Origin of the sequence: Corynebacterium gallinarum (assembly GCF_014837045.1) — a bacterium.
GTDB classification, from domain to species: Bacteria; Actinomycetota; Actinomycetes; order Mycobacteriales; family Mycobacteriaceae; genus Corynebacterium; species Corynebacterium gallinarum.
This window is the reverse complement of record NZ_JACSPR010000002.1, coordinates 75,938-95,488: the sequence shown is the minus strand read 5'-3', so window position 1 is coordinate 95,488 and position 19,551 is coordinate 75,938. Positions and strand designations below refer to the sequence as shown.

Below are 19,551 nucleotides of genomic sequence, written 5' to 3'. Positions count from 1 at the left end.
ACGGTTTACAGCGGGATGTTACCGTGCTTCTTGGCCGGGACGTTGACCACCTTGCGGTCGAGCAGGCGCAGACCCTCGATGATCTGGCCGCGGGTCTCGGATGGTGGGATGACGGCGTCGACGTAGCCACGCTCGGCAGCCATGTACGGGTTGACCAGGGTCTCCTCGTACTCCTGCTCGTACTTCTTCATCAGTGCGGTGACATCCTCGCCGGCTGCTGCAGCCTGCTTGAGCTCCTTGCGGTAGATGAAGCCGACGGCGCCGGAGGCACCCATGACGGCGATCTGCGCGGTGGGCCATGCGAAGACCAGGTCTGCACCCATGTCCTTGGAGCCCATGACGCAGTAGGCACCGCCGTAGGACTTGCGGGTGATCACGGTGATCTTGCCGACGGTGGCCTCAGCGTAGGCGTAGAGCAGCTTCGCGCCACGGCGGATGATGCCGTCGAACTCCTGGTTGGTGCCGGGCAGGAAGCCGGGGACGTCGACAAGCTCGATGATCGGGATGTTGAAGGCGTCGCAGGTGCGGATGAAGCGGGCGGCCTTCTCGGATGCCTTGATGTCCAGGCAGCCGGCGAACTGCATCGGCTGGTTGGCCACAATGCCCACGGCACGACCCTCGATGCGGGCGAAGCCACAGAGGATGTTCTCGGCGTAACCCTCCTGGATCTCGAAGAACTCGGCGTCATCGACGAGGCGGGTGATGACATCCTTCATGTCGTACGGCTGGTTCGGGGAATCCGGGATCAGGGTATCCAGCTCGAGATCGGTCTCGGTGATGTTCTCCTTGATGGAGCCCACCATGATGTCGGCGTCCTGGCGTGGGGTCTCCGCGCGGTTGTTGGACGGCAGGTAGCTGACCAGGTCGCGGACCCAGTCGAGGGCGTCGGAGTCATCGGCCGCGGTGTAGTGCGAGGTGCCGGACTGCGCCATGTGGGTGTACGCGCCACCCAGTTCCTCCTGGGTGACCTCCTCACCGGTGACGGTCTTGATCACGTCGGGGCCGGTGATGAACATCTTGGAGGTCTTGTCCACCATGATGATGAAGTCGGTCAGGGCGGGGGAGTACACGTGGCCACCGGCACATGCGCCCATGATCAGGGAGATCTGCGGGATGACACCGGAGGCCTGGGTGTTGCGGTAGAAGATCTGGGAGTACAGACCCAGGGAGACAACGCCTTCCTGGATGCGGGCGCCGGCGCCCTCGTTGATGCCAATGAGGGGAACACCGGTCTTGATGGCCAGGTCCATGATCTTGACGATCTTCTCGCCGTAGACCTCACCGAGGGCACCGCCGAAGACGGCGCCGTCCTGGGAGAAGACACAGACCTTGCGGCCATCGATGGTGCCGTAACCGGTGACAACACCGTCGGTGACCGGGCGCTTGGAGTCCAGGCCGAAGTTCTTGGAACGGTGGCGGGCGAGGGCGTCGACCTCCACGAAGGAGTCCTCGTCGAGCAGGTACTCGATGCGCTCACGTGCGGTCTTCTTACCTGCGCCATGCACCTTCTCCACGGAAGCCTGGCCCATGGGGGCCTGGGCCTCGGAAAGGCGGGCGCGGAGATCCGCGAGTTTGCCGGCGGTGGTGGTCAGGTCAGGTGCTGTCGTTGCTGCAGTCATGGTTTCTTAGTCTAAATCCTGGTGTGAGTTCGTGAGTAATACGGGGACTTGTTCACGGTGAATTCCGCCACGTTGGATGCAGATCGAGCTACATCCAATCCCCTGGTGAGGGGATTGTGGCGGCACATGAATTTACGACCGGTTGGGATATCGCGGGGTCCGCGATTCTCACCATTCGCTAAGGGGAATGCTAGTTCACCATGCCCCTTATTTCCCAGATTTGCCCGGTCGATCTGCCCACACTTTCACATAACCCCAGCGTGTGGCCCATGTGACCTCCTCCCCCCGTGAGGTGGAAAGTGACCCCGGTCAGGTGTGGGTCAGGGTATGTGGCAGGGTTCAACCAGGGGAGTCGGTGCCGGGTCAGATCACATCCTGAGGGGGTGTGTCCGGGCGTCGACAAGCACCGGAAACACACCGCCCGCACCATGCGGCGGGTGGCCTGGGGTGCGGGCGTGCGGGTGATCGCAGGTGCTTACAGCGGCATGTTGCCGTGCTTGCGTGCGGGACGGGAGACGTTCTTGTGCTTGAGCAGACGCAGGTTGCGGGTGATCTGGCCACGGGTCTCGGACGGCAGGATCACTGCGTCGATGAGGCCACGCTCGGCGGCGAGGTACGGGTTGAGCATGTGGTCCTCGTACTCGCGCTCGAAGGACTGTGCCAGGGCGACGGTGTCCAGGCCCTTGGCGTCAGCGGCCATGAGCTCCTTGCGGTAGATGAACTGGACGGCGCCGGCGGCACCCATGACGGCGATCTGCGCGGTCGGCCAGGCGAGGTTGATGTCCGCGCCCAGGCCCTTGGACCCCATGACGCAGTACGCGCCACCGTAGGCCTTGCGCATGGTCACGGTGATCTTCGGGACGGTGGCCTCACCGTAGGCGTAGAGCAGCTTGGCGCCACGACGGAGGATGCCGCCGTACTCCTGGCCGGCGCCGGGGAGGAAGCCGGGGACGTCGACAAGCATGACGATCGGGATGTTGAAGGCGTCGCAGGTGCGGATGAAGCGGGCAGCCTTCTCGGAGGAGTCGATGTCCAGGCAGCCGGCGAACTGGGTCGGCTGGTTGGCGACGAAACCAACGGACTGGCCCTCGATGCGGCCGAACGCGATGACGACGTTCTCGGCGCGGTCGGCCTGGATCTCCAGGTACTCACCGTCATCGGTGAGGCACTCGATGACATCGCGCACGTCATAGGGCACGGTGGCGGAATCCGGGATGATCTCATCCAGCTTGAGGTCATCGGCGGTGATGTTCTCGGCGATGCCGCCGTCCTCCTCGTCGAACTCCTCAACCGGGGCGTAGGTGCGGTTGTTGGAGGGCAGGAAGGAGACGAGGTCCTGGACCCAGTCGAGGGCCTCCTCATCGGTGGCGGCGGTGTAGTGGGAGTTGCCGGCGGTGACCATGTGGGTGGTTGCTCCGCCGAGCTCCTCCTGGGTGATCTCCTCACCGGTGACGGTCTTGATCACGTCGGGGCCGGTGACGAACATCTTGGAGGTCTTGTCCACCATGACCACGAAGTCGGTCAGGGCGGGGCCGTAGGCGTTGCCGCCGGCGCAGGCGCCCATGATCACGGAGATCTGCGGGATCACACCGGAGGCCTGGATGTTCTGATAGAAGGTCTGGGAGATGAAGTCGAGGGAGACCGCACCGTCCTGGATGCGGGCACCTGCACCCTCGTACAGGCCGATGAGTGGGCGGCCGGTGTCGATGGCCAGCTCCATGATCTTGATCATCTTCTCGCCGTACACCTCACCGAGGGCGCCGCCGAAGACGGTGCCGTCCTGGGAGAAGATACAGACCTCGCGGCCGTCGATGGTGCCCCAGCCGGTGACGATGCCGTCGGTGGCCGGGCGCTTGTTGCCCAGGCCGAATGCGGTGGTGCGGTGGCGGGCGAGCTGATCGGTTTCGATGAAGGAGCCCTCATCGAGCAGGTAATCAAGTCGTTCACGCGCGGTGAGGCGGTTGGCCGCGTGGACCTTCTCTACGGCCTTTTCACCCATGGGGAAGTGGGCTTCCGCCCGGCGGGCCTTCAGGTCGGCGATCTTGCCGGCGGTGGTGTTGATGTCTGGCAGGTTTGCGACGTCAATCAAAGGTGAGGAAATGGTCATGTTTTGGAATGGTAGCCGTACCCGGGGGTATCGTCCACAATCTTTTCTCCGTGAAATAGGTCACATTTTGGATCCTCCCTGCACAGCGATAGTTTTTCAGCATGAAACTTTCTCCGCCGTGTCGGGGTGATGTCGTGTCGGAGGGGCCACGGCGGGTCGCCGGATGTCGCGCACCGACGCGTGCCGACGCCCACCGCGGCTCGTTCCGCTTGCCGTTCCGCGGGCGCATCCACCCCACCCCGGGAGGGTCGGTTTCTGCGGTTTCCGCAGGTGTCGGGCGTGGAGTCGGTCGGTCAGAGACTAGTGGCGGAGTCCCGATCCCGGGGGTGATGTGCCGGGAACAACACCGCCGGGGCAGGGGGATGTGCGACACTGCCTGCTGTTGATGGAGTTTCGATTGAACACTGCTCAGGTGCCGGACTAGATTGACCCTTATGACCCTTGATCCCGCCGCCACGTACTCCCTGCCCTCCCGTCAGCCACTCGATATCGACCGCCTCCGCGTGGCCATGGTGGACCACGGACCCTATGCCCGGGTGGATTACACCCCGTCGACGGGGTCCACCAATGCGGATCTGTTGGATGCGGAGCGGGAGGGCGCCCCGGACTGGACCGTGGCCACAACCGATTACCAGGGCAGTGGGCGTGGGCGTCTGGGCCGGCCGTGGACCGCGCCGGAAGGATCGCAGGCGATCTTCTCTGTACTGTTCCGCCCCCGTCCCGCGCTGCTGGCACACCTGGGCACCGTCCCGCTGGCCTGTGGTCTGGCGCTCATCGACACCCTCCGGTCTTTCGGTGTGGATGGGGCGGGGCTGAAATGGCCCAATGATGTCCTGATCAATGGACATAAACTCTGCGGCATCCTGGTGGAGGCAACCTCCCTGGATTCAACACCCGCCGTGGTGATCGGCATCGGCATCAACCTGAACCTCACCACGGAGGAACTGCCGGTTCCCCACGCCACCTCCCTGGCGCTGGAGGGTTATGACATAGACCGCACCGAGCTGCTCATCAGCGTGCTGGGGCATATCCATACCCGGATCAGTGACTGGGAACGCGGGGAGACGGTGTGGCTCGATGACTACCGTGCGGTGTGCTCCAGCCTCGGGCAGGACGTCCGGGTGATCCTGCCCGGGGACAGGGAACTGCTGGGTGTGGCCGTCGGGATCGCCGAGGGGGGACAGCTGATGGTGAGGGATGAAGAGGGGAAGACCCATACCCTCAACGCCGGTGAGGTGACCCACCTGCGTCTGCAGTAGGGTGGAAAACATGTCGGGGAAAGTAATGAATAAGAGGATCACCGATCAGGAACACGTCTATGTGGATCTGACATCCCCGCTGTCGGCCATGCTCTTTCCCGTGATGGAGCTGATCCTCATCACCGGGGTGTGCTGGATGGCCATCGGGTATCTCGACCGTCTGCCCGACAGGTTCGGCTATGTCCCCGCCACCGATTTCCCGGACGGCACCCGCGAGGTGATCCTGACGATCTGGGCGGTGCTCGCCCTGTGGCGTTTCGTCCTGCCCCTGCTGCGTCAGCGCCGCTACCGGGTCACCGTCACCGACCGCAAACTCCTAGTCCGCCCCTCTGGTCTGCGCTCCCGTTATGATTCCATCCCCATTAACTATCTCCGTGGTGTGCAGCGTCGCCGCAACACCCTTATCCTGGGTGTCGGGGGCCAGCACCGCCCGTATGTGATGGCCGATGTGCCCAAGGCACGCAAGGTGGAATCCGTGCTCAGGGGTCTGCAGCACTGGTAGGGATCGCCGGTAGGGATGCAGCTGTCCGGCTGGCTATAGTTAGGCACTGTGACTTTAAACGAGACGAACACCAGTCCAGACAACGGTGACGGCAACCCGTCGGCACACGCCCCGGGCATGCCCGTCGTGGCTGTGATCGGCGACGGTCAGCTTGCCCGCATGATGCACACCGAGGCCATCGAACTCGGACAGTCGGTCCGCCTGCTGGCCGGAGCCGCGGATGCCTCCGCAGCCCAGGTCGCCGCCGACGTGGTCATCGGTGACTACACCAACATCGATGATCTGCGTCGCGCGCTCAAGGGTGCCGATGTCATGACCTTCGACCACGAGCATGTCCCCACCGAGCACCTGCGCCAGCTGATCTCCGAGGGTGTCAATGTCCAGCCGGGCCCCGATGCCCTGGTCAACGCCCAGGACAAGCTGGTCATGCGCAAGCGCCTGCGTGAGCTGGGTGCACCGGTGCCCCCGTTCGCCGCCATCGACAACGTGGAGGATGCGCTCGCGTTCTCCGAGGCTGTGGACGGTCAGGTGTGCCTTAAGGCCCGTCGCGGTGGTTATGACGGTCACGGCGTGTGGTTCCCGGAGGGGCGGGATGAGTTGGAGGAACTCGTCGTCAAGCTCCTGGACGCCGGCACCGCACTGATGGCGGAGAAGAAGGTCGCGTTGACCCGGGAGCTGTCCGCGATGGTCGCGCGCACCCCCTCCGGTGAGACGGCCGCGTGGCCGGTCGTGGAATCGGTGCAGCGCGGTGGCGTGTGCGCCGAGGCTGTGGCTCCCGCACCGGAGCTCTCGCCGCAGCTGCAGGACTCCACCCGCGGGCTGGCTGAGCGCATCGCCACCGAACTGGGTGTCACCGGTGTGCTCGCCGTCGAGCTGTTCGAGACCCGCGACGCCAACGGCCAGCCCGAGATCTTTGTCAATGAGCTGGCCATGCGCCCGCACAACACCGGCCACTGGACCCAGGACGGGTGCGTGACCAGCCAGTTCGAGCAGCACCTGCGCGCCGTGCTCGACTACCCGCTCGGCTCCACCGACACGCTCGCCGGGTACACCGTCATGGCCAATGTCCTGGCCGCCGACGTGGATCCGGAGCAGCCGATGGCCCGCCGCATGGCCGAGGTCTGGAGGCGCTACCCGAACGCCAAGATCCACCTCTACGGCAAGGGGTTCCGTCCGGGCCGCAAGATCGGGCACGTCAACATGGTCGGTGAGGACCTGGCAACGGTGCGCGCCGAGGCCCGCGCCGCCGCCAACTACCTGGTCAACGCCACCTGGTCCTAGCACCATGCTTGTCGACGCCCGCCCCCGCCCACGGGGCTGGGCGTACCACGGGTGGCACGGTTGCCGGTGGGCCGGGCGGGCCGGTTAGACTTTCCCGTGACAAACCTTTCATGGCGTAACTGGAGGAAGAACACAATGGCACCACTCGTCGGGCTCATCATGGGATCTGATTCGGACTGGGACACCGTCGCCCCGGCAGCCGAGGCCCTCGCCGAATTCGGCATCCCCTTCGAGGTCGGCGTGCTCTCCGCCCACCGCACCCCGGAACGCATGCTGGCCTACGCCACCTCCGCCCATGAGCGTGGCCTCAAGGTCATCATTGCCTGCGCCGGTGGTGCCGCCCACCTGCCCGGCATGGTCGCCGCCGCCACCCCGCTGCCGGTCATCGGCATCCCCCGGGCGCTGAAGGACCTCGACGGCATGGACTCCCTGCTGTCCATCGTGCAGATGCCCGCCGGCGTGCCCGTGGCCACCGTCTCCATCGGTGGTGCCAAGAACGCCGGCCTGCTCGCCGTGCGCATTCTCGGCGCAGGGGATCCCGCACTGGTGCAGAAGATGGCCGACTACCAGGCTGACATGGCAGCCCAGGTGGAGGCCAAGGACGAGGCACTGAAACAGCGCCTCATGGGCGAATAGATCACCCCCGACACCGTGAACCCGATTCTCGTGCTCGGCTCCAGGGTGGTCAACGGGCACGTCAATGCGCTTTTGGCCTCCCGTCTGAACCGTGCTGCGGAACTGGTGGGCGCATCCGGGGCGGTTGCGGTGGTGGTCAGCGGACAGGGGGAGGCCGCCGCAATGGCCGACTACCTGCGCGACCTCGGGGTGGAGACCATCATCGAGGAACCCCACGCCACCAGCACCAATGAGAACCTGGAAAACGCCCACGCACTCCTGCCCGACACCCGGCGGTGGACCGTGGTCACCAGTGACTTCCACGCCTGGCGCACCTACCTGTGGGCCTGGCACCTGGGCATCCCCATCACCGTGGTCACCGCCCACACACCCCTGAGCGTGCGCACCCAGATGTTCCTCCGTGAATGCCTGGCCCTGCCGCATTCCACCCTGCGCGTGCTGTGGCGGAGGATTGTGGGTTAAGTGCCCGGAGTGCTGGTGTGGTGATGGCCAGCCGGATTTCTCCAACAGACTGAAAGGGTCGACCCGGACCAGAAGACCAGGATGGGGGTGGAACCGGGCAGGCAATCGGGGTTGCACTTATAAGTGAAAAGCGCCTACGGTGAAGGGTAAGAGATTACCCATTGAAGGAGGACAGACCCCATGAGTGCAACAATAATGTCCCCTGAGCAGATTCTGATTACGGAAGATATCATTCGCGAAGCTCAGCAAACGCCAGTTCCGCGCGGATCTGAAATTTCCATTCAGACCAACGATGGCCAGATCATCACGTTGTCGAAGGATCTTCAACACATGCTGCTCCAAGCCCTCAAATCGGTCGCCAGCAGTGGGGAAGTCACCATTGGCCGGATTCCCGAGGAGCTGACGAGCACCACCGCCGCTGACATCCTGGGTGTTTCCCGTCCCACGCTCATGAAATGGGTGCGGGAAGGTGAAATCGATGCCTTCAAGGTGAGGTCGCATACCCGATTCAAGCGGGACGAGGTCTTCCGTCTGAAAAACAAGCGTGCAGAAGAACGCAGAAAAGCATTCCAGGATCTTCGCTCCTCCACCGCGGAAAATCAGGAATTTTTCGACGATTAGTTTCTCACGGACCGTAAGCTCAAGGCATGACGCAACGGGTGTTGGTGGATGCGAATGTGCTCGCCAGTAGAACATGCCTCGACTGGTTGTTCTTTCTGCGCTGCGAAAATGAGGGAATGTTCCAGCTCCACGCGACTACGGACATCCTCGCTGAGGCGATCCGGGTCCTCCGAAAGAATAATCCGCGACTCCCCGGCAGGGTGGTGACTGACCGGATGGGAAAGATCCAGCAATGTTTGGATGAAGTCGTCTCTGAATTCTCCGGTGAGGAGAAGTTTTCCGGCACGGATGAAGGCGACTACCACGTACACGCCGCTGCAGTTGCCTCGCGGGCAAACTTGATCATCTCGAACAACGACCCGACGGACATTACGTAAACCCCGGATGAAGAACCGTACGAGATCATTACCGCCGATGAGTTCTTCATGCTTGTTACTGATTCCAATCCTCATTGTGTCGTGCCAATCACGCGACAACAATTTGATTATTGGGGCTCCAAACACGGCAGCCAACAGCTGGATGCAGCGCTGAGGAAAGCCGACTGTCCCGAGTTCGCACGACGCGTACGCACAGCTCTGCAATACATTGCGCGGACATCATAAGAGGCACTGCAGCTGGGCGCTTCGATCATCTTCGGAGATGTCGCGGAGAGCGACAGAGAATACTGGGCTGGTGGGCTCCACCCTGCCAGGTCCCGGTATCCAGGAGCGACCCGGTGAGATCGCCAAGGATTCGGGAACGTCGAAAAGCAACTGGCGGGAATCACCGTCATCGGCGAGAAAGCCGTTGACCGTGATGGCCACGGCTGCTTAAGCCTCCGTCCGGGGCGATCGGTCGCGCCTGGCCCGCCACATGCTCACCGTCGCCAGCACCAGCACCAGGGCCAGCAGCGCGGGCCACACCTTCGGCTCGGGCTGGAACACATTGATCACGGCCTGGATCACAGACAGGAAGGCGAAGAAGCCCAGGAATCCGATGAACGCATCGAGCTGGAGGGCTCTGCGTTTGTGTTCGGACGGGTCCCGGGGTTCGTTCGTGCTCATGACCGACAGTCTAGGCCTTCACACCACCCGCGGTCAGGCCTGAGACGATGCGTCGCTGGAAGATGAGCACCATGATGATCAGCGGAACGGTGACCAGTGCGCCAGCCGCCATCACCGAGGCATACGGGTACTCGAAGGAACTCGGACCGGAGAAGCGGGCGATGGCCACGGTGACCGGTTCGGTGGCGGTGGTGGACAGCTGGCGGGCCAGCATGAATTCGTTCCACGAGGCGATGAACGCCAGGATCGCCGTGGTGAACAGCGCCGGGGCGGCCAGGGGCAGCAGGATCTTGCGGAAGGCCTGCCCGCGGGTCGCGCCGTCCACACGGGCGGCCTCCTCCAGTTCCCACGGCAGCTGACGGAAGAAGGACACCAGGGTGTAGATGGTCAGCGGCAGGGCGAAGGAGATGTTCGGGATGATCAGCGCCTGGTAGGTGCCGATCCAGCCGATGTCACCGAAGAGCTGGAACAGCGGGGTGACCAGGGCGATGCCCGGGAACATCGAGGCCGCCAGGATGATGCCGGTGATGATCCCCTTGCCGGGGAAGTCCAGGCGTGCCAGCGCATAGGCGGTGAACACGCCCACGACCACCGCGAGGATAGTGGTGGTGAGACTGACGATCAGTGAGTTGCCGATCGCGGCCAGGAAGTTGTTGCCCTTGTCGGTGGCCAGGGCATCCCGGAAGTTCTGCAGGGTCACATGGGTGGGCCACGGGGTGGTGTCGAAGGTATGGCGGGAGTCCCGCAGCGCGGTGACCACCATCCAGTAGAACGGTGCCAGGCCCCAGAACAGGATGAACACCACGCCTGCGTAGTTGAGGATCAGGTTCTTGGTCTTGCGTTTCATGATGACGCCACCTCACTTGCCACAGCGGCACCGGTGATGCCGACTCCTGCCCCGGCAACAGCCGGGCCCTTCCGGCCGGGCCTGCGCCACCGCTGCCTATTTTTCTCCATTCCCCGCTGACCGGAGACATCCGCCCCGAGGAACCGGATCATGACGAAGGCCACGAAGAAGATGAGCAGGAAGATCAACGTCGACAGCGCGGAGGCCGAGTTGAAGTTGTTCTGACGCATGTCCTCCACCACCAGCTGGGAGATCACGGCGGTGGGGGAGTTCGAGGAGGCGGAGATCATGATCACCGGGAGGTCGTACATGCGCAGGGCATCCAGGGTGCGGAACAGTACCGCGACCATCAGGGCCGGTTTGACCAGGGGGAGGGTGATCTTGGTGAACTGCTGCCAGGCGCTCGCCCCGTCCACACGTGCCGCCTCATAGGTGTCCTTGGGGATCATCTGCAGGCCGGCGAGGATGAGCAACGCCATGAACGGGGTCGTCTTCCAGACATCGGCGAGGATGACCGCGGCGCGCGCCGCCCACGGGTCGGTGGTCCAGCTGATGTCGAGTCCGAACAGTTCATTGATGATGCCGCGTGGCGCGAACAGGAACTGCCACAGCTTCGCGGTGACCGCCGTGGGGATCGCCCACGGGATCAGGACCGCGGCGCGGACGAGGGCACGGCCACGGAATTCCTTGCTCATGATCAGGGCCATGAACATGCCCAGAATGGTTTCCAGGGTCACGGTGACCACGGTGAAGAAGAGCGTGATGCGCAGGGCCGGCCAGAAGTCGGTGGCCAGGGTGCCCGGCGGGCAGGTGCCCATGGTGCCGTTGGGGGACATGCAGCGCTGGGTGAGCCAGTACAGGTAATTATCGAAACCGGCGAAACCACCGTCGGTGAACAATCCGGTGGTGGGATCAAGACCCTTGTCCGCCTGGAAGGACAACCAGACGGCACGGACGATGGGGTAACCGATCACCACCGTCAGAACAATCATGGCTGGTGCGATCAACCACACGGCTGATCGCGCCTGTTTCATCTTGGCCATGTCTCCACTGCTCCTTGGGGTAGATGGGACGGGGTCGGGAAATCAGAAAAAGTGTTACTTGGATCATAGAGCTTTGGTGGCGGTGGGGAACAGCAACCCCACCTCCGTTCCACCCACTCCTACCGGGGAACCCACATCCCTAGCGGTGGAGGTCCCTGCCCAGAACGACCCCGTGCTCCAACCAGGCCTTCAGACCGGTGAGCATGGCGGTCCACCGGTGGCATTCGCGCAGGGCGCTCCTGGTTCCGGCGGCGGTGGGAGCCCACCCGGATTCCGTGATGGTCAGCTTCGTGCGGGTGAAGTCATTGGCGGGTTGGAAGACGAATTCCACGGTGGTGGGTCCATTGGTGTCGTCGGCATCCGGTCCGGCCCACTCCAGGATCAGGCACCGGGCAAGCACCGCCTCGCGGACCCAGACGGTGGAGGGCTCGGAACCGTCGTCGAAATTCCACGTCACGGTGGCCCCGGTGTCCATCCGGCCCTGGGCCCCGCCGACGGCGAAATGTCGGGAGAGTTGACGGTGATCGACAATGGCCTCGAAGACCTGGACGGGGCATCGGGTGATGAACCCGGAGATGGTGAAGGACAGCACCTCAGTTGTCTCGGGGGAGCGTTGATGCGGCATGGGGTCCTCCTCAGGGACGCTGGATCCGACACTTAATCCGACTCGAAAACCGACACGGGGAAGTAGTTGGGGAACAACACCTGTGCTGCCCAGACTATGACAAAACCCCGGTCACCTGGCGGGTGACCGGAGTGTCATGGGGGTGGAACGTCCCTGGTGTTCTAGGAGGCGTTCTCGATGGCTGCCTTCATGTCAGCGGTGGCCTTGTCCACGTCGACGTTGCCGTTGATGGCTGCGTAGGCGTTGTCCTGGATGGCCTTGGAGATCGCGGTGTAGAACGGGGAGACCGGACGTGGTGCCGCGTTCTCCAGGGATTCCTTCAGTGCGGGCAGGTACGGGTACTGCTCGATCAGTTCCTCATCGTCGTAGATGGAGGCGAGCACCGGTGGGAAGGAGTTGTCGGCGAACCAGGTCTGGTTCTCCTCGTTGATGATGAACTCGATGAAGTCGCGGGCGGTTGCCTTGTTCTCGGAGTTGACGTTGATGGCGTTGTTGTAGCCACCGAGGGTGGATACACCCACGCCGTCCTTGCCCACGAGTGGCTGGACCTCGAACTTGCCGGTGGTGGCCTCGGAGTCCTCGGCGTTGGTGTACATGTACGGCCAGTTGATGGCATAGGCGGTTTCACCTGCGGTGAAGGCCAGGTTGGTCTCCTCCTCGGTGGCTGCGGTGGAGGCGGACGAGATGGTGCCGTCCTCGTAGGCGTCGACAAGCGCCTGCAGGCCCTCCTTGGACTCGGCGGAGTCGACGACCACGGTGGTGCCGTCATCGTCCAGGACGGATCCGCCCCAGCCCTCCATGAAGCCGATGGTGTTGACGGTCAGGCCCTCGTACTGCTTGAGCTGGGTGGTGAGGCAGTCAACCTGGGCCTCTTCCGCCAGGGTGCAGGATTCGACGAGGTCAGCCCAGTTCTCCGGCGCCTCGGGGATGATCTCGGTGTTGCGGTAGAGCAGCTGGCCGTTGGTGTTCTGCGGCAGTGCGTAGAGGGTGTCCATGTAGGTGGCGGATTCCACGGTGGACTCCAGCAGCCCGGAGGTGTCCACCTCGAGCTCACCCTCGAGGGGTGCGAGCCACTGGTTCGCTGCGAAGTCGGCGGTCCAGATGACATCGAGCGCCATGACATCATAATCGGAGTTGCCGGCCTGGAGGGACTGGACGAGGGTCTCGCGCTGGGCATCTGCCTCGCCGGCGAGCTCGTTGAGGGTCACCTCCTGGTCGGGGTTCTCCTCGTTCCACTTCTCGATCACCGGGATGATCTTGTCGGTGTCATTCTTGCCCATGGCGAAGGTAATCGGGCCGCGGCCCTCCTCGCCCGAGGCGGCGGTGGTGGCTTCGGTATCGGTGGTGCCGGTGTCGGTCGAACCGGCGTCGTTGGAGCTGGTGTCATTGCTACAACCGGCCAGGGCGATGGCGGCGATCAGGCTGGTTGCGGCCAGCGATACGCCGGTCTTGCGGGAAAACTTGGACATGGTGGGTCACCTTTCTCTGCAACAGGTGATTTCAATCTAATGACTTTCGCCACTTTCCCGCACCGGTTTACCCCAAATCACCCCCGTGCCGGGGGCAGTGCTTGACGACGCCGCGACCCCCGCCGTGGTCACCCTCAGCTGAGCCGGTCACCGCTGGTCGGGTCGAAGCGGTGTGAGGTCGCCGGGTCGAAGGCGAACTGCACGCGGTCACCCGGTGCGGGCACCACGGTGTCCTCCCAGCGCGCCACCAGGCGGTTGCCGTCGCAGGTGGCGTACACATAGGACTCGGAGCCGAGCTCCTCGACGATGTCCACGGTCCCGTCCACCACCGTGTATCCGGCCGGGGCCGCACCGGTGACCACCAGCATGGATTCCGGGCGCACACCCAGGGTCACACCGTCGTGGGGGAACAGGTTCATGGACGGGGACCCGATGAAGCCGGCGACAAACGCATTGACCGGGGCGTCGTAGAGCTCCCGGGGTGGGGCCACCTGCTGGAGCAGGCCGCCCTTGAGCACCGCGACGCGGTCGCCCATCGTCATGGCCTCCACCTGATCGTGGGTGACGTAGACGGTGGTGGTACCCAGGCGACGCTGCAGTGCGGCGACCTCCGCGCGGGTCTGCACACGCAGCTTGGCGTCGAGGTTGGACAGGGGCTCATCCATGAGGAAGACCTTCGGGTTGCGCACCAGGGCCCGGCCCATGGCCACACGTTGACGCTGGCCACCGGAGAGGTCCTTCGGCTTGCGGTCCAGGAATTCGGTGAGGTCGAGGATCTCGGCGGCCTCCCGCACCTTGGCGTCGATCTCCGCCTGGGGCAGTTTGGCCAGTTTGAGGGCGAAACCCATGTTCCGGGCCACCGACATGTGGGGGTAGAGGGCGTAGTTCTGGAACACCATCGCAATGTCACGCTCGGCGGGTTCCTCCCCGGTGACATCTTGGCCGTCGATACGGATCACACCGGATTCGACCTCCTCGAGTCCGGCGAGTGCCCGCAGCGTGGTTGATTTTCCACATCCCGACGGGCCGACCAGCACGAGGAATTCACCATCGGCTATCTGGAGATCAAGTTCGTGCACGGTGGGGCGCTCCGCACCGGGGTACCGGATGGAGACTTTGTCAAAGGAAACAGTGGCCATACCCTATGAAGTTAGCAGTGTCACACCCAGTTGTGCACCTGCGGGCCGGCCACATTCTCAGACGCGTGCGGTGACCTTCTCGGCGGTTGCGATCTGATCAAGACGCTGGGTATCCACCATCCCGGCCACCACCACCGCGGAACCACCCACCGCCAGTGGGTCCAGAACGTGGGCGGTGAAACTGTCCAGGTCGGTCCACCCCGTGCTCAGCAGGCGGGTCCCCGGCTGCACCTCGGTGTCCCCGACAATCTCCGGCAGGGTGCGGGTGGGGTGGAAGAACTGGTCACCGTAGAACCGGACGGTGGGCCCGAAGTCAATGGCACCCCGGGGGAGCTCACCGCCGCTTTCCACCACCCCGCGACCGAAGGGGTCCTCGCTGACCAGCACGATATCCCCGGTGCCCTCGTTCGCCCCGAACCGGTCGGGGGAGGTGAAGACCACATCCGCATCCCCGCCCCCGAAGGTCACCTGGACCTCGGCGGCGTAGGCCCCGAGCACGATCACCGCCGCCTGCCAGCTCACCGGCAGATCGACCGCGATGGTGGAATCCTCATCCAGGTCGAGTTCCTCCAGGAGCATATTGCCCACCTTCGACGCCCAGTTGTCCAGGGTGATGGCGGAGAAATCGAGCCGCGCCCCGGTGTTTTCGTTGTAGACCGTCAGACGGGGGGAGGCGGGATCGGAGGCAAGAAGATGGGAGAGCAGTTCCATGTCCCCAAGGGTAGGGAAAAACATCCGGTGTTGTGCATTCGGGGTGAATCAGGCGTCGAGAAGCTCCCTGCACACCGTCGGTCTAGTTGACGCAGCGCGGGCCGTCCCCGCCGGCATCGATCTCCGGGCTGAGGATCGGCTCGCCGGAGGCATCCCCACCGGGCTGGCCGACGGGCGTGGAGGTGGGTTCGGAGGCTTCCTCCGCGGTCGGGCCGGCGTAATCGGTGTGCGAGATCACGATGATCGTGTCCGCATCGAGGGAGGTGTTTGCCACGATCGGCAGCCCACCGAGTTCCGCCGCGATGGCCTCCGCCTGCGGGTCGGTCGGATCGGCCGCCAGGACCTGGGATTCGTAGTAGAGACCGTCGATGGCATTACCGGTCTCCTCGATGGTGTAGCCCAGCCCCTCGAGATGACCGGCGACCCCACCTGCAAGCCCCGCCTCCCCGGAGGCATTGAGCACATGGACCATGACGTCCGCATTGTCCGTGGCTTCCCCGGTGGCCTCCCCGGAGGTGTCCTCGTCGGAGGAGGGCTCCTCCGGTTCGTTATTGCCCAGGGCATCCTCGAAGAAGGTATGGACCTGGTTCAGGTCGACGGTGACCACGGACTCGCCATAATCACCGACACCGTCGATCGAGGTCACCGGGATGGTGGTGAAGGTGACATTGCCGCCCGCGAGGTTCTGCAGCTGGGTGGCAAACCCCATGACATCCCAGCCCTCATCGATGATCACCGAGCGCATCACCGCATCAGCCAGGGCCGAGAGCTTCCCCGGGTTGGTCAGGGTGCCGGAGGAGAGGACCTGGTTGACCAGGGAGGCCATGAAGGCCTGCTGGCGCACAATGCGGTCGAGGTCACCGCGGGGGAGCCCGTGGCGCTGGCGGACAAACGACAGGGCATCGGAACCGCCGAGCGTCTGGCGGCCGGCATCGAAATCCGCGCCGGACAGCGGCTCGTTGACCGGCTCATTCAGACAGACCTCCACACCGCCGACGGCATCGGTGAGCAACACGAAACCCAGCAGGCCGATCTCCGCGTAGTGATCGACGGTGATGCCCGTGAGGTTGGAGACGGCATCAATCAACCCCTCGCGTCCGGCCTCCTTGGACCTGGATTCCAACTCGGCGTCATTGGTGAACCCCTGCTCCGACAGCTCGGCGTGGCGGGCATCCTTGTACGCGCCGTACACACCGTTGATCTTCATGTTGCCGTACTCATCATCATGGATGTAGGTGTCACGTGGGATGGAGACAGCGGACGCGGAGGACCCGTCATTGGGCACACGGATGACCATGATGGTGTCGGTGTTGTCGTTTTCCTCATCACCGGCACGCAACATGGCCAGCTCCTCGTCCGACAGGGTGTTGCCCTGCGCATCGGAACGGGAATCGGAACCGACCAGGAGGATATCGGTGGCACCGTCGAGGGACTGACCATCCCGGACCCCCGCACCACCACCGAGCGTGAGATTTCCGGCATTGGCCACATCGTTGATGCTTCCCACCGCAAAATACCCCAGCCCGGAGATGAGCAGCACCAGGACGGAGAGGAACGCCACCACACTGCGGACAACGACGGGCCCGGCCTGTTTCGTGCTCTGCACTGCGACGGGGGCCGCCTGGATATCCCTGACTGGACGGTACTTTTCGGTCACTGCGATGTGAACCCTTCACAGATGGATGGCGTGCGGGCACCCGGGTGATCCACGGCGGACGGTGATCCCCGATGATCAGGCTGCCCCTGGGATGGGACCCCGGGGACTTGGAGACCCCCGGGGATTGAGACTCTGTCTAGGGATTCTAGGACACCCGGAGCACAACTCCGCATTTTTAACGTGTGGCTTGCGGGAGTGGCGGGACTGCAACCGGTGGCCCACCGGCTAAGCTCTGGTGGCTGTGAACAATCCCAACCCACCCATCGCCGTGATCACGGTGACGTACTCACCCGGAGAACACCTGGCGTCATTCCTGGACTCCATCCCCGCGGCGACGTCCCGGGATGCCGTGGTCATCATGGCGGATAACGGATCAGTCGACGGCGTCCCGGAGAAGGCCGCCGCGGACCGCACGAATGTGGAATTCCTGCTCACCGGCGGCAACCTCGGTTACGGCACCGGTGTCAACGTTGCGGCACGGGCCCTGCGTGCACGGCGTGAGGCCGGGGAGATCGATGATGAGTTCTTCATCGTGTCCAACCCCGACGTCATCTTCGGCGAAGGTGCCATCGATGAGATGATCGCCTGCGCCCGCAGAAACGACCGGGCCGGCAGTATCGGCCCGCTGATCCGTGAACCCGACGGATCCATCTACCCCAGTGCCCGGGCCGTCCCGACCCTGAGCAACGGCATCGGACATGCCCTGTTCAGCTCCATCTGGAAAACCAACCCCTGGTCTGCCCACTACCGCAACGCCGGGAACATGGAGGATGAACGCACCGCCGGATGGCTGTCCGGATCCTGCCTGCTGTTGACGTGGGAGGCATTCGATCGCATCGGTGGATTCGACGAGCGTTACTTCATGTACATGGAGGATGTGGACCTGGGGGACCGCCTGGTGCGCGCCGGGTATGACAATGTGTTCTGTCCCTCCGCCGAGATCACCCATGCCCAGGGGCATGTGGCATCGCAGCACCCGGAGATCCTCCTGCCGGCGCACCACGAGAGCGCCTACCGTTTCCAGGCCGACCGGCTTCCCCATTTCTGGCAGGCCCCGATCCGGTTGGTCCTGCGACTCGGTCTGGCCGCCCGGGCCATGGCCGCGATCATGGCCGCGAAGCTGCGCGACTAGAATATCTGGCACACGGGCCAGTTCGTCCGCCGGTTGTTTGGCCGGTATTCATCAAGACTTCATGTAATAGTCATCGTTTTCGTGTTCTCCTGGGGAATATTTCAGACATATTCACGTCAACCCCGTTGTGGGGTCTCCCGGTTCGATCACGTTCAATGCAGAGAGTGAAACAAGGATTCTATGTCTAGTTCTGAGAAAAACGGTTCCCAGGACGCATCCGCGGGTGCGTCTATCGATGTGGATGCAGTCATCCTCGTCGGTGGTAAGGGAACCCGTCTGCGTCCCCTGACCATCAACACCCCGAAGCCGATGCTCCCCACGGCCGGGCACCCGTTCCTCAAGCACCTGCTGGCGAGGATCAAGGCCGCCGGTATCACGCACGTGGTGCTGGGGACCTCCTTCAAGGCCGAGGTGTTCGAGGACTACTTCGGGGATGGTTCAGATCTGGGACTTGAGATCGAGTATGTCGTGGAGGATCAGCCACTGGGCACCGGCGGTGGTATCCGCAACGTCTACGACAAGCTCCGCCATGACACCGCCGTGGTCTTCAACGGTGATGTGCTCTCCGGTGCGGACCTGGGTGACATTCTGGCCACCCACCGCGAGAAGCAGGCTGATCTGACGATGCACCTGGTGCGCGTGGCCAATCCCCGCGCCTTCGGTTGTGTGCCCACCGATGATGATGGCCGGGTCCTGGAATTCCTGGAGAAGACCGAGGATCCACCGACCGATCAGATCAACGCGGGTTGCTATGTGTTCCAGAGGGAGCTCATCGCCTCCATTCCGGCGGACCGCGTGGTCTCCGTGGAGCGGGAGACCTTCCCCCAGCTGCTGCAGGAGGGCAGGCGTGTCTATGGGCATGTGGACACCTCCTACTGGCGTGACATGGGAACCCCGCAGGATTTCATCCGCGGCTCCAGCGACCTGGTCCGCGGTGTTGCCTTTTCCCCTCTCCTCGAGGGGCAGACAGGGGAGGGGTGGGTTGACCCCTCCGCCGGTGTGCGTGACGGGGTGATCCTGCTCGGGGGCACCGTTGTGGGACGGGGTACGGAGATCGGCGCGGGTTGTCGTCTGGACGGCACGGTTGTCTTCGACGGTGTCACCATCGAGCCGGGTGCCTTCATCGAGAATTCGATCATCTCCTCCGGTGCCCGCATCGGAGCCAATGCCCACATCTCGGGATGCGTGATCGGTGAGGGTGCGCAGATCGGTGCCCGGTGTGAGCTGAGTTCGGGCATGCGTGTCTTCCCGGGTGTGGTCATTCCCGATGGTGGTATCCGGTTCTCCTCGGACCAGTAGCCCGGCGGTGAACACCGGGCGGTGATGGTTTCTTCCCGGGTGCATCACGGGATGTCCCGGCCGGGCGGGTATCACCAAACCGTCTTTCCGCTCTTGTGC

The 19,551-nt window shown here is 63.7% G+C and carries 19 protein-coding genes; 9 read left to right on the top strand and 10 right to left on the bottom strand.

What is annotated here, in order from left to right; genetic code table 11:
* Positions 1-5: 5 nt before the first annotated feature.
* Together H9627_RS03010 and H9627_RS03005 are read right to left on the bottom strand one after the other, a co-directional pair.
* Positions 6-1,619, bottom strand: a complete 1,614-nt coding sequence (locus H9627_RS03010; protein WP_191732561.1) for an acyl-CoA carboxylase subunit beta — start codon at positions 1,617-1,619, stop codon at positions 6-8.
* A gap of 475 nt (positions 1,620-2,094) precedes the next feature.
* The gene (locus H9627_RS03005) at positions 2,095-3,726 is read right to left on the bottom strand and encodes an acyl-CoA carboxylase subunit beta (protein WP_191732560.1); all 1,632 of its coding nucleotides are present in this window, start codon (positions 3,724-3,726) and stop codon (positions 2,095-2,097) included.
* A 434-nt stretch (positions 3,727-4,160) separates the two neighbouring features.
* Between H9627_RS03005 and H9627_RS03000 the strand changes: the two genes are divergently transcribed.
* From H9627_RS03000 to H9627_RS02970, 7 genes are all read left to right on the top strand, one after another.
* Positions 4,161-4,985 carry a biotin--[acetyl-CoA-carboxylase] ligase gene (locus tag H9627_RS03000; protein ID WP_191732559.1) on the top strand — a complete coding sequence of 275 codons (825 nt, stop codon included), beginning with the start codon at positions 4,161-4,163 and terminating at the stop codon, positions 4,983-4,985.
* 10 nt (positions 4,986-4,995) lie between these two features.
* Positions 4,996-5,487 carry a YdbT family protein gene (locus H9627_RS02995; protein WP_191732558.1) on the top strand — a complete coding sequence of 164 codons (492 nt, stop codon included), beginning with the start codon at positions 4,996-4,998 and terminating at the stop codon, positions 5,485-5,487.
* Positions 5,488-5,535: 48 nt separating this feature from the next.
* On the top strand, positions 5,536-6,768 hold the full coding sequence (locus H9627_RS02990; RefSeq protein ID WP_191732557.1) for a 5-(carboxyamino)imidazole ribonucleotide synthase: 1,233 nt from the start codon (positions 5,536-5,538) through the stop codon (positions 6,766-6,768).
* A gap of 135 nt (positions 6,769-6,903) precedes the next feature.
* Entirely contained in the window at positions 6,904-7,404 is a 501-nt protein-coding gene (gene purE / locus H9627_RS02985; protein WP_191732556.1) for a 5-(carboxyamino)imidazole ribonucleotide mutase, read from the top strand.
* A 15-nt stretch (positions 7,405-7,419) separates the two neighbouring features.
* Positions 7,420-7,866: a YdcF family protein gene (locus tag H9627_RS02980; protein ID WP_191732555.1), complete on the top strand. Its 447-nt coding sequence runs from the start codon at positions 7,420-7,422 to the stop codon at positions 7,864-7,866.
* Positions 7,867-8,046: 180 nt separating this feature from the next.
* Entirely contained in the window at positions 8,047-8,487 is a 441-nt protein-coding gene (locus tag H9627_RS02975) for a helix-turn-helix domain-containing protein (protein ID WP_191732554.1), read from the top strand.
* 26 nt (positions 8,488-8,513) lie between these two features.
* On the top strand, positions 8,514-8,864 hold the full coding sequence (locus tag H9627_RS02970) for a PIN domain-containing protein (RefSeq protein WP_191732553.1): 351 nt from the start codon (positions 8,514-8,516) through the stop codon (positions 8,862-8,864).
* A 432-nt stretch (positions 8,865-9,296) separates the two neighbouring features.
* Here H9627_RS02970 and H9627_RS02965 read toward each other — a convergent pair whose 3' ends face one another.
* From H9627_RS02965 to lcpA, 8 genes are all read right to left on the bottom strand, one after another.
* Positions 9,297-9,530, bottom strand: coding sequence for a hypothetical protein (locus H9627_RS02965; RefSeq protein ID WP_191732552.1), 234 nt, complete (start codon positions 9,528-9,530; stop codon positions 9,297-9,299).
* 10 nt (positions 9,531-9,540) lie between these two features.
* Positions 9,541-10,377 carry a carbohydrate ABC transporter permease gene (locus H9627_RS02960; RefSeq protein ID WP_191732551.1) on the bottom strand — a complete coding sequence of 279 codons (837 nt, stop codon included), beginning with the start codon at positions 10,375-10,377 and terminating at the stop codon, positions 9,541-9,543.
* On the bottom strand, positions 10,374-11,420 hold the full coding sequence (locus tag H9627_RS02955) for a carbohydrate ABC transporter permease (protein WP_191732550.1): 1,047 nt from the start codon (positions 11,418-11,420) through the stop codon (positions 10,374-10,376). The genes H9627_RS02960 and H9627_RS02955 overlap by 4 nt, the downstream gene beginning before the upstream one ends.
* A 139-nt stretch (positions 11,421-11,559) precedes the next feature.
* Positions 11,560-12,045 carry an SRPBCC domain-containing protein gene (locus H9627_RS02950; RefSeq protein WP_191732549.1) on the bottom strand — a complete coding sequence of 162 codons (486 nt, stop codon included), beginning with the start codon at positions 12,043-12,045 and terminating at the stop codon, positions 11,560-11,562.
* 161 nt (positions 12,046-12,206) lie between these two features.
* On the bottom strand, positions 12,207-13,514 hold the full coding sequence (locus H9627_RS02945) for an ABC transporter substrate-binding protein (protein ID WP_191732548.1): 1,308 nt from the start codon (positions 13,512-13,514) through the stop codon (positions 12,207-12,209).
* Between the two features lie 134 nt (positions 13,515-13,648).
* On the bottom strand, positions 13,649-14,653 hold the full coding sequence (locus H9627_RS02940) for an ABC transporter ATP-binding protein (protein WP_191732547.1): 1,005 nt from the start codon (positions 14,651-14,653) through the stop codon (positions 13,649-13,651).
* Positions 14,654-14,710: 57 nt separating this feature from the next.
* On the bottom strand, positions 14,711-15,364 hold the full coding sequence (locus H9627_RS02935) for a TIGR03089 family protein (RefSeq protein ID WP_191732546.1): 654 nt from the start codon (positions 15,362-15,364) through the stop codon (positions 14,711-14,713).
* An 82-nt stretch (positions 15,365-15,446) separates the two neighbouring features.
* Positions 15,447-17,021: an arabinogalactan--peptidoglycan ligase LcpA gene (lcpA, locus tag H9627_RS02930; protein ID WP_191732545.1), complete on the bottom strand. Its 1,575-nt coding sequence runs from the start codon at positions 17,019-17,021 to the stop codon at positions 15,447-15,449.
* Positions 17,022-17,289: 268 nt separating this feature from the next.
* Between lcpA and H9627_RS02925 the strand changes: the two genes are divergently transcribed.
* Together H9627_RS02925 and H9627_RS02920 are read left to right on the top strand one after the other, a co-directional pair.
* Positions 17,290-18,153, top strand: coding sequence for a glycosyltransferase family 2 protein (locus tag H9627_RS02925; RefSeq protein WP_191732849.1), 864 nt, complete (start codon positions 17,290-17,292; stop codon positions 18,151-18,153).
* Positions 18,154-18,333: 180 nt separating this feature from the next.
* Positions 18,334-19,452 carry a mannose-1-phosphate guanylyltransferase gene (locus tag H9627_RS02920; RefSeq protein WP_191732544.1) on the top strand — a complete coding sequence of 373 codons (1,119 nt, stop codon included), beginning with the start codon at positions 18,334-18,336 and terminating at the stop codon, positions 19,450-19,452.
* Positions 19,453-19,551 lie beyond the last annotated feature (99 nt).

Excerpts from the sequence above, each read along its gene's own strand:
- H9627_RS02970 (WP_191732553.1), top strand. The coding sequence starts at position 8,514 with ATGACGCAACGGGTGTTGGTGGATGCGAATGTGCTCGCCAGTAGAACA.
- H9627_RS02920 (WP_191732544.1), top strand. The coding sequence starts at position 18,334 with ATGTCTAGTTCTGAGAAAAACGGTTCCCAGGACGCATCCGCGGGTGCG.
- H9627_RS02955 (WP_191732550.1), bottom strand. The coding sequence starts at position 11,420 with ATGGCCAAGATGAAACAGGCGCGATCAGCCGTGTGGTTGATCGCACCA.
- H9627_RS02965 (WP_191732552.1), bottom strand. The coding sequence starts at position 9,530 with ATGAGCACGAACGAACCCCGGGACCCGTCCGAACACAAACGCAGAGCC.
- H9627_RS03005 (WP_191732560.1), bottom strand. The coding sequence starts at position 3,726 with ATGACCATTTCCTCACCTTTGATTGACGTCGCAAACCTGCCAGACATC.
- H9627_RS02940 (WP_191732547.1), bottom strand. The coding sequence starts at position 14,653 with ATGGCCACTGTTTCCTTTGACAAAGTCTCCATCCGGTACCCCGGTGCG.
- purE (WP_191732556.1), top strand. The coding sequence starts at position 6,904 with ATGGCACCACTCGTCGGGCTCATCATGGGATCTGATTCGGACTGGGAC.
- H9627_RS03000 (WP_191732559.1), top strand. The coding sequence starts at position 4,161 with ATGACCCTTGATCCCGCCGCCACGTACTCCCTGCCCTCCCGTCAGCCA.
- H9627_RS02995 (WP_191732558.1), top strand. The coding sequence starts at position 4,996 with ATGTCGGGGAAAGTAATGAATAAGAGGATCACCGATCAGGAACACGTC.
- H9627_RS02975 (WP_191732554.1), top strand. The coding sequence starts at position 8,047 with ATGAGTGCAACAATAATGTCCCCTGAGCAGATTCTGATTACGGAAGAT.
- H9627_RS02950 (WP_191732549.1), bottom strand. The coding sequence starts at position 12,045 with ATGCCGCATCAACGCTCCCCCGAGACAACTGAGGTGCTGTCCTTCACC.
- H9627_RS02960 (WP_191732551.1), bottom strand. The coding sequence starts at position 10,377 with ATGAAACGCAAGACCAAGAACCTGATCCTCAACTACGCAGGCGTGGTG.
- H9627_RS02945 (WP_191732548.1), bottom strand. The coding sequence starts at position 13,514 with ATGTCCAAGTTTTCCCGCAAGACCGGCGTATCGCTGGCCGCAACCAGC.
- H9627_RS02935 (WP_191732546.1), bottom strand. The coding sequence starts at position 15,364 with ATGGAACTGCTCTCCCATCTTCTTGCCTCCGATCCCGCCTCCCCCCGT.
- H9627_RS03010 (WP_191732561.1), bottom strand. The coding sequence starts at position 1,619 with ATGACTGCAGCAACGACAGCACCTGACCTGACCACCACCGCCGGCAAA.